General features: G+C 54.4%; 12 protein-coding genes and 1 pseudogene. 7 read left to right on the top strand and 6 right to left on the bottom strand.

The window, feature by feature from the left end; translation table 11 throughout:
- Positions 1-66: 66 nt before the first annotated feature.
- The 4 genes from VGC62_RS09200 to VGC62_RS09215 form a co-directional block, all read right to left on the bottom strand.
- A complete protein-coding gene (locus VGC62_RS09200; protein WP_331186763.1) occupies positions 67-900 on the bottom strand; it encodes a hypothetical protein in 834 nt (277 codons plus the stop codon).
- Positions 887-1,084, bottom strand: coding sequence for a carbon storage regulator (locus tag VGC62_RS09205; RefSeq protein WP_331186764.1), 198 nt, complete (start codon positions 1,082-1,084; stop codon positions 887-889). Before VGC62_RS09205 ends, VGC62_RS09200 begins: the two co-directional genes overlap by 14 nt.
- 82 nt (positions 1,085-1,166) lie before the next feature.
- Positions 1,167-1,646 carry a hypothetical protein gene (locus VGC62_RS09210; RefSeq protein ID WP_331186765.1) on the bottom strand — a complete coding sequence of 160 codons (480 nt, stop codon included), beginning with the start codon at positions 1,644-1,646 and terminating at the stop codon, positions 1,167-1,169.
- The gene (locus tag VGC62_RS09215) at positions 1,643-2,212 is read right to left on the bottom strand and encodes a hypothetical protein (protein ID WP_331186766.1); all 570 of its coding nucleotides are present in this window, start codon (positions 2,210-2,212) and stop codon (positions 1,643-1,645) included. Before VGC62_RS09215 ends, VGC62_RS09210 begins: the two co-directional genes overlap by 4 nt.
- Positions 2,213-2,862: 650 nt before the next feature.
- Here VGC62_RS09215 and VGC62_RS09220 point away from each other — a divergent pair.
- Positions 2,863-3,228: a hypothetical protein gene (locus VGC62_RS09220; protein WP_331186767.1), complete on the top strand. Its 366-nt coding sequence runs from the start codon at positions 2,863-2,865 to the stop codon at positions 3,226-3,228.
- Between the two features lie 277 nt (positions 3,229-3,505).
- Here the strand turns inward: VGC62_RS09220 and VGC62_RS09225 are convergent, their stop codons facing one another.
- Both VGC62_RS09225 and VGC62_RS09230 read right to left on the bottom strand, forming a co-directional pair.
- Positions 3,506-3,814 (bottom strand): helix-turn-helix transcriptional regulator, encoded by a 309-nt coding sequence (locus VGC62_RS09225; RefSeq protein ID WP_331186768.1) that lies wholly within the window; start codon positions 3,812-3,814, stop codon positions 3,506-3,508.
- A 154-nt stretch (positions 3,815-3,968) separates the two neighbouring features.
- Positions 3,969-4,748 (bottom strand): helix-turn-helix transcriptional regulator, encoded by a 780-nt coding sequence (locus VGC62_RS09230; RefSeq protein WP_331186769.1) that lies wholly within the window; start codon positions 4,746-4,748, stop codon positions 3,969-3,971.
- Positions 4,749-4,834: 86 nt separating this feature from the next.
- Between VGC62_RS09230 and VGC62_RS09235 the strand changes: the two genes are divergently transcribed.
- The 6 genes and pseudogenes from VGC62_RS09235 to VGC62_RS09255 form a co-directional block, all read left to right on the top strand.
- On the top strand, positions 4,835-5,137 hold the full coding sequence (locus VGC62_RS09235; protein ID WP_331186770.1) for a transcriptional regulator: 303 nt from the start codon (positions 4,835-4,837) through the stop codon (positions 5,135-5,137).
- The gene (locus tag VGC62_RS27665) at positions 5,062-5,373 is read left to right on the top strand and encodes a Cro/CI family transcriptional regulator (protein ID WP_414705773.1); all 312 of its coding nucleotides are present in this window, start codon (positions 5,062-5,064) and stop codon (positions 5,371-5,373) included. Before VGC62_RS09235 ends, VGC62_RS27665 begins: the two co-directional genes overlap by 76 nt.
- A 234-nt stretch (positions 5,374-5,607) precedes the next feature.
- Complete coding sequence (locus VGC62_RS09240; protein ID WP_331186771.1) at positions 5,608-5,928, top strand: hypothetical protein; 321 nt, start codon at positions 5,608-5,610, stop codon at positions 5,926-5,928.
- Entirely contained in the window at positions 5,925-6,206 is a 282-nt protein-coding gene (locus VGC62_RS09245) for a hypothetical protein (RefSeq protein WP_331186772.1), read from the top strand. Before VGC62_RS09240 ends, VGC62_RS09245 begins: the two co-directional genes overlap by 4 nt.
- Positions 6,203-6,499: a hypothetical protein gene (locus tag VGC62_RS09250; RefSeq protein ID WP_331186773.1), complete on the top strand. Its 297-nt coding sequence runs from the start codon at positions 6,203-6,205 to the stop codon at positions 6,497-6,499. The genes VGC62_RS09245 and VGC62_RS09250 overlap by 4 nt, the downstream gene beginning before the upstream one ends.
- Positions 6,496-7,137, top strand: a pseudogene (locus VGC62_RS09255) (hypothetical protein); the annotation flags it as partial. The gene VGC62_RS09250 and the pseudogene VGC62_RS09255, both read left to right, overlap by 4 nt.

Here is a 7,137-nt window from a genome sequence, read left to right on the forward strand (position 1 = left end):
GATCCCGACTACCATCACGCGATTGGGATGGGCCGCAACCAGCTAGGCTGACCAGCACGATCAGAATCAATCCGCGCATGGCTCGCCCTCCATCAGATTGCCGGTGGTCAGCCCAAACACTTCTGCTTCAGTGCCCAGCGCTTTGCGGCCGTACGGCAGCAGATCAATCAGCGGAGCAGCAGCCTGGATATTTGGCAACTTGAACACGACCGTCAGGAATGAAGCTTCGGCAGCCACGGCCCTGATGCGGTCGTCAATGTGCATCGACTCTGCAATTACGGGATTTTCCGTAATTAAACTGCCTGGAATTTGGGTAGTTTGGTTGACGTTTTCGCCCGTTCCGGAAATCTGGTTGACATGGTCTTTGTCAACCGAAGCGAGAAGATTCCTCGCTTCGTTAACCCCCATATCCCCGGTAGCAATGAACTGACCGAGTACTTGTCGCACGCCAGCAACATCCCCCACACCTGGGGCATTGAACAGGTCCGGCTCCAGCAGCTTTTCCAAACGCTGCTTGAACATCACCAGCACGCGAATCGCTTGGCCAGCCGCTTCTTCCGCCATTGCCAAGTCATCACCGTCGTCTAGTGCCGACTGCTTGACCTGGTCTGCCACGGCCAAATACAGCGTTGGTACGTGATCAATCACGCGCCGGATAGCGGGCAGGTGATCCTGATCGCGCATCAGCGCACCGCGCCGCATCGCCGCCTCGGCCAGAATCACCTGGTTCTCCAACTGCTCAGTGCGTTCCGCCACGTCGCCTTCGTGGGCGCCAGCGATAACGCCAAGTGCGCGACCGACACCTACGGGCATACCCAGCTTTGCGTACCGCTGCAGCTCTTCAATGGTTGTGCCGGCATGTGGCTTCAATACCAGGGTGATTCGATCAGTTGCTGGCATGAGTAGTTACCTCGTTGCGTGGATTGGCGATCTTGCGTGCGCGAATCTCGGCACGATCTACGGCGACATGGGCTGGCGCCTCAATGCCAAGGCGGATCTGGCCATCACGACCACTGATGATGGTGATGCGAATGTCGTCACCGATAACAAGCGATTCGCCGAAACGGCGGGATAAACAAAGCATGATTAATCTCCCTTTTTTTGGGCAAGACGATAGCGCGCCGTAATACATGGCTTTCAGTTAGAGTTGTGGCGTTACTTTGTTGTTACACCTTGAACAGTTTGAAAACTTCCCGCTTACCTTTGCCCATTAGCCCCGATAGTGCAGAGACTTTCACTTGTGCATCCGTGTGACGCTTTGCTTGCTCAGCATCAAGTTCTGCAACTCGTGTGTGCTTCATTACTTCCTGACACTTTGAGAACTCGCGACGCACTCCGCGCATTGCGGTATCGATAGCAATAAACGCCTGATCGGATGGCGGAACAATTCGATATCCTTTACCGCGCACACTGACTATATAAATTTGATGTTGTGTCAGTAGAGCTTCTTTGAACTGTTCGACGCGATCCAATATCACGAATTGGCAGTTGACCATTTCCTTTGCGGTTTTTGGTTTGGGCAAGTTAAGTGCCCAGGTTAGCCAGTCATGGCTAATCAACTGGCCGTCTGTGAATTTGTCGGCGAGGAATTGTTCGATCGCCTTCTCAAGACTCCAAGAGTTCGGCTTGAGCGGAACAATGCTCATAACAGCACCTCGACGGTGAAACGTCCGAATTTCGGGCGGTAGTCGCCGACGCCGCAGTATTGGCCCGCGTCTTCCAGGCATTTCAAAACCTGGGCACGGTCGATAGATTCTTGATCGAAAGCTATCTCGCAGATGGTTGACCATTCGCGAAAAAGTGGCCGATATCGTGTGATTCTGGCCGTGCCAACTTTGACCGAACGAGCATCATAGAATGCTTCATCCCAAAGACCTTCGACTGTGCGCGGGCCTTCGTAGATAATAGGGCAACGGGAATCCATGATTTCCACGGAGCGTTTAAGTTGAGTACCCATCTTTGAAAGTTTTCCCCCAGCAACAAGCGAAGACTCAATGTTAATTCCCGGCAGGAACGGACCTATATCATCGGCGAAATAAAGCCCGCCACGCCACTCGCTGCGTGCGATAAGCTCATGATCTTCATCGGACTTCTTGCGTTTCGAAGTCAGAACTTTATGAGCTTTGGTCAACTTGTTTAACGGATCGGCGAACACATCCGCGTGAATTAAAAGCGGACGGGTGCCGATGATCTTAACTTCCAAAACCTGCATGATGGTGCCTCTTAGTTTCGCTGCGTGTGCCTATTTGCCCTGTGCGATGCACTTTGCTTTGCGTGTTGAACCTCAAAACAACCTCTTAGAAGTTGCTTTGAGGTTGTCACCAGCAACGCTGATGACCCCGTGCGGATTACCGCCCTCGCCTTGCCGAGCCTTACCTAACCCTGCCCCGCCTCACCATGCCGGACCGAACCCTGCCAAACGGCGCCTTCGCACCGCAATACCGACTGCTTCCAATCGGCATTACGCTGACCAGCAGCTCATGCCTCGCCAAGCCCTGGCATACCCAGCCTGACCACGCCACAACCCGCCGCGTGATGCTTTCGCACCGCAATAACCTCTCTGAGAAAGGCCATTACGCTGATTACAGCCCATGCCTTGCCGGACCTCGCCCCGCCCTGGCCTGCCTAGCCGCAGCACACCAAACCACAACTTCGGTACTCAGTACCGGAAAGCACCCTCTGTAAAGGTGCTGACCGCTACGTTGTAGCCCTTGCCGTGCCAAGCCTCACCGTGCCAGGCCCTAGCACGTCGAGCCTTACCGTGTGTCGGTCAGCCCCGACTTGCTCACCACTGCCCAGGTGACGGACTTTGCGCTAGGCTGAGTGCTCTCACACAACACAGCCAGCAAAGGAGGGCGCAACTTGGGATTATCCGTAGTTGCAAAATTCATCGCGGATGAATGGTTCAAAATCATGGCGATTCTGTGTTTCTTCTTGCTCGTCGCATCGCTCACTGTTGATCTGAAAATCGACAACGGATTGGTAGGGCTCTTTTCGCTCGCCGGACTGCTTTGGGGTATCGGCGAAATGGCCTGCCGACCGTTCGTATCAGGGATGGCCCCGCACCCATACCAGCTCGGTTCGGTCATCATCAGCGGAAGGCCGCGCAGGCTGAACAAGACGGGCATTGTTCTGTTCCTGATCGCATTCGCAGTTGCTGTTCTCGGATGCATTCGTGCCTACCCCTTCGTGATTTCCATGCTGAACGTTAACGCTGTCGTTTCTTGACTTGTTCCGCATCGTAAATGGCTCTCGGGTGAAAGCCATTTACGCTGCGTTGCAGCCCCTGCCTCGCCTTGCCATGCCGTACCCAACCCAGCCGAGCCATGCCGGGCTACGTATTGCTATTTGCACTGATCTGCCTTCCCGCAGAAGGGCAGACCGCTGTAAACAGCCCTTGCCGTGCCGGACCCCACCTGACCCCGCCAGGCCTAACCAGGCCCAACCTTGCCAAATGATGCTTCTGCACCGGACTGCGTCCCCATCGGAGGCGCAGTCCGCTGGATCACGCGATGAGAACGCCGTCATGCTGGCTGTCGCCTTGATGGTTTTCAGGGGTTGGATTTGTGGGGCAGGCAAAGCTGATCAGGCCAAGGGCGAATGCTTTGGCGACGAGAGCGGCGCGGCTCGAAACGCGAAACTTGAAGAAAATACGCTCGATGGTCTTTTTCACGGTTCCAGGGGCGCAGCCAAGCGTTTTGGCGATTTGCTTATTGGAGAGGCCTGAACAGACTGCCAATGCAGCCCGCAGTTCTTGCCCAGCGAGTAAGCCGGTGCGTCCTTCGAAATTTTGAAATTTGATCACTTCGCTCACCTTTTTCATCCGAATGCATTGCTAGTGAGAAAAATATAAGCAAATTGATAGAAGTGAGCAAGCAGTAATTTAAATAATTTTAGTAGTGTGCTTTTTTTTGAATTGCTGAGAGAAAAAAACCCGGCAAGCCGGGCTGTGAAGCGGTTGGACCCCGCTAATAAAAAGAGGCACCCCAGAAGACCCGGCCAATGATTCGAATCTTGGCCTCCTCCATTTCGCGAACTGAGTAGGACTCGTCGGGATGCTCCGTCACGTTGTAGCTTCTCACCCTGATACCGCCCCCAGGCAGGCGATAGAGCGCCTTGACCCTGATTTGACCGCCGTGGTCGATAACATACATTTTTCCGTCAATAACCTGTGTTTCAAGCAGATGAGCAACGACAGTACTGCCATCTTGCAGAACGGGTGTCATTGAGTTGCCTGAGATAGCCACGGCAACGACATTTTTGGGCAGAACTTTTTGTTTCTCCAGTATTTCGATGCTGAGGTCAAGCTGAACGCTCACACTGACCTGGACTACCCTCCTTGATGGGTCAAGTGGGTCATCGAGTTCAATAAGATAGGGAATCTCCTCCGTGAGCAGCGAGTTTGAAGGGGCGTATCTACTTACGTTTCTCAGGTTCTCAATCCGCTCCCGCAAGGAGTTATTTAGCGCCGCATCGTCCTCATGTTCTCCACACATGATCTCTTCGATTTCGTTGCTCAGGGAGGTTAAAGTATCTTCGGTTAAATTCATTTCGCCTTCCCCCGACGCCAACCAAACGCTGTTCACTTTGCACGATCGAGCTATCTGAATCAGATAGGACGAGCGTAGTGTTTTCCCTGACTCGAGCTGACTGATTGCTGTCTGCGCAATGCCCACCGATTCGGCGAGCTGAGACTGCGTGAGGTTCGCTTTTTTACGGGCAAGCTTGATACGTTCTGATAGGTCCATCCTGTGATCCTATAAAAATACTTATGGGGTTGCAAAGAAGCCTGCTTCTGTGCAGTCTATAAAAAGACTTATCAGGAGCGGAATTCGTGAGCGATTCCATCAGCAGGCTTATTTCCTATTTCGGCAGTCAGGCATCGACAGCGAAGGCGCTTGGCGTTTCTCAGCCAACGGTCTCGTATTGGCTTTCCGGTCAGCAAAGAATCAGCCCAGAGAAAGCGCTGCTCGCTCAAACCCAGACTGACGGCGCCATTTTGGCATCTGACCTGAGCCCCCTGATTGCAGAGGTTGCAGCTCTGCAAACCTTGAACAAATCATGCCCCCAAAAACCCGATCCTGCACGTGGGTCTGGTGGCGCTGTAATTCCATCCAGTATCGGAGCGGAGCAGTGACCGGCCCGCCATTGTCGGTGCGTCCGCTGGCCGAGGTTATCGCTGAGAAGGGAAGGCTGAGCACCGCGAAATTGCTCGGCTGCACTGGCCCAGCCCTCGCAAACGCACTGAGCGCCGGTAGGACCATTTTTGTGGCACAGGCGGAAGATGGTTCAGCGATAGGGATAGAGGTGAGCCGCTTCCCTGGGAAAAAGCGGGTTTTCCTCGGTAGCAGCACACTGGCTGTTGTTTGCTGAGATACTGCACGTATCTTGAAACTACTGGCTGAACGAACAGTATTTTGAAAGGAATAATTTTGAACGTAGATAAGCGCAAGACATTTCGAATTACCGGGCCACCGTAAGGTAGTGGCTGCATAACTCTGTCTTTCTGAGCTCCAGAAAGCAGAAAACCCGCTGTAGGGGCGGGTTTCCAATTAGCACTTGTAAGAGCAAGTGCTTCGTACTGCATCGTCTTAGGAGGACGAATCAATGGCGCACCCAAAAAATAGCACCGCACCACAAAAGGCGCAAGACCCTGTAACCGGCGTAATGCCATTCAAAGTCATAAATCCGGGCGGCGACCATATATTCCAAGTCGCACCGGGCGTCTGCGTCGTCGACGCACTTGAAGATAGTTCCTGCCTGCTTAGCGAAGTGCTGCTCTTCATCCAGGAGTACAACGATGAGGATACCGGCCTGAAGAAAGGCGGCGTTTATTTGATTCAAGAGATTTTGGTGGATGCCAAAGCCATCGTTGATTCGTCCGTATGCGGACTGATGGCCGCTCAGCGCGCAGGGGGTGCTGCGTGAATACACCAACCCTGAAACGTATCAATTTCGCCGGCCCCGAAAACGACCTCATGCAGGTGACTGCCGGCGGCAGCGTTGAAGAGGCGCTGGAGCTCGCCGCCACACTGGCTCTGGGCGTTGAGCGGCTTTGTAAGCGTCTCGACTTCGCCATCAACATGAACGAAGACCCGGTCGAGTGCATTGAGTTGCGCGCCATCGCATTTCTTTCCGCCGCAACTGGTTCGCTGCTTCAGGCGATGCGCTACGGGACGAAGGCTCAAGAGGAGGCTGCGCAATGAATGCCCTCAATCTTGACCGCTTCAAGCGGGAAGCCCAGGCAAATCACGACGCCGCATATTTCGTGGGCGCGCTCGCCAAGCTGATCGACACCGTTGGTTCCGATGATCCGTGTCTTTGCGCGAAAGCGCTCGACGGGTACGTCGTGGGCGGCCTGGTCGCTGGCTTGCGAATTGTGTCCGGAGAAATGATGGTGCGTAACGAAGGGATCATCACGCTGATCGAAGCGCAGGACTCCGCGCCACAAAACTCCAACTTGCCAAATCGTGGCGCGGAATTGGAGGTTAGCCAATGAACCTGATCACCATCAAGCCCGCGACGATGGACACCAATGCTCTGCTAGTGCTGGTCAACGAAGCCCGCGCCGAGTTCGGAGAGACGGCAGTCCGGCACAACGATTTTGTCGCTCGCTGCCGTGATGAGCTATACGGCGAATATTACGAAACTTTCGTAATAAAGCTTGAGGGGCGCGGCCGACCATCAGAAGCGCTTCGCCTTACCCGCGATCAATGCAAGTTGGTCGCGATGCGCGAATCAAAAGGCGTTCGGCGTCGAGTGTTGGCTCGACTGAACGAACTTGAGAGCCAGGTGCGCCATCCGGTTCCTGATGTGACCTCACAGGAAGGAGCATTACTTGCGCTGCAGGGATCCGTCGAGCAGCAGTTGGCGCTTATCGCAGATAACAAGCGCATTGCCGCCGAACGTGATCACGCCATCGAAACGAAAGCTGAAATTGGCACCCGCCGTGAAGCGACAGCCATGGCCACGGCCAGCGCAGCCGTGCGTGAGGCAAACCGCCTGCGCGACGAGCTCGGGTTCAGCGCTAGGCACGCCACCATCCTCAAGGTCGAGGCAGCACTCAATCGCAGCTTCAGCTACGTCAACCTTCGGCGCTGGTGCAAGGCGAATGGTGTCACCCCTGAAATCGTTCCA

The organism is Pseudomonas sp., from assembly GCF_036404235.1.
Classification (GTDB): Bacteria; Pseudomonadota; Gammaproteobacteria; order Pseudomonadales; family Pseudomonadaceae; genus Aquipseudomonas.

Excerpts from the sequence above, each read along its gene's own strand:
- VGC62_RS09240 (WP_331186771.1), top strand. The coding sequence starts at position 5,608 with ATGGCGCACCCAAAAAATAGCACCGCACCACAAAAGGCGCAAGACCCT.
- VGC62_RS09205 (WP_331186764.1), bottom strand. The coding sequence starts at position 1,084 with ATGCTTTGTTTATCCCGCCGTTTCGGCGAATCGCTTGTTATCGGTGAC.
- VGC62_RS09200 (WP_331186763.1), bottom strand. The coding sequence starts at position 900 with ATGCCAGCAACTGATCGAATCACCCTGGTATTGAAGCCACATGCCGGC.
- VGC62_RS27665 (WP_414705773.1), top strand. The coding sequence starts at position 5,062 with ATGCCCCCAAAAACCCGATCCTGCACGTGGGTCTGGTGGCGCTGTAAT.
- VGC62_RS09230 (WP_331186769.1), bottom strand. The coding sequence starts at position 4,748 with ATGGACCTATCAGAACGTATCAAGCTTGCCCGTAAAAAAGCGAACCTC.
- VGC62_RS09215 (WP_331186766.1), bottom strand. The coding sequence starts at position 2,212 with ATGCAGGTTTTGGAAGTTAAGATCATCGGCACCCGTCCGCTTTTAATT.
- VGC62_RS09250 (WP_331186773.1), top strand. The coding sequence starts at position 6,203 with ATGAATGCCCTCAATCTTGACCGCTTCAAGCGGGAAGCCCAGGCAAAT.
- VGC62_RS09210 (WP_331186765.1), bottom strand. The coding sequence starts at position 1,646 with ATGAGCATTGTTCCGCTCAAGCCGAACTCTTGGAGTCTTGAGAAGGCG.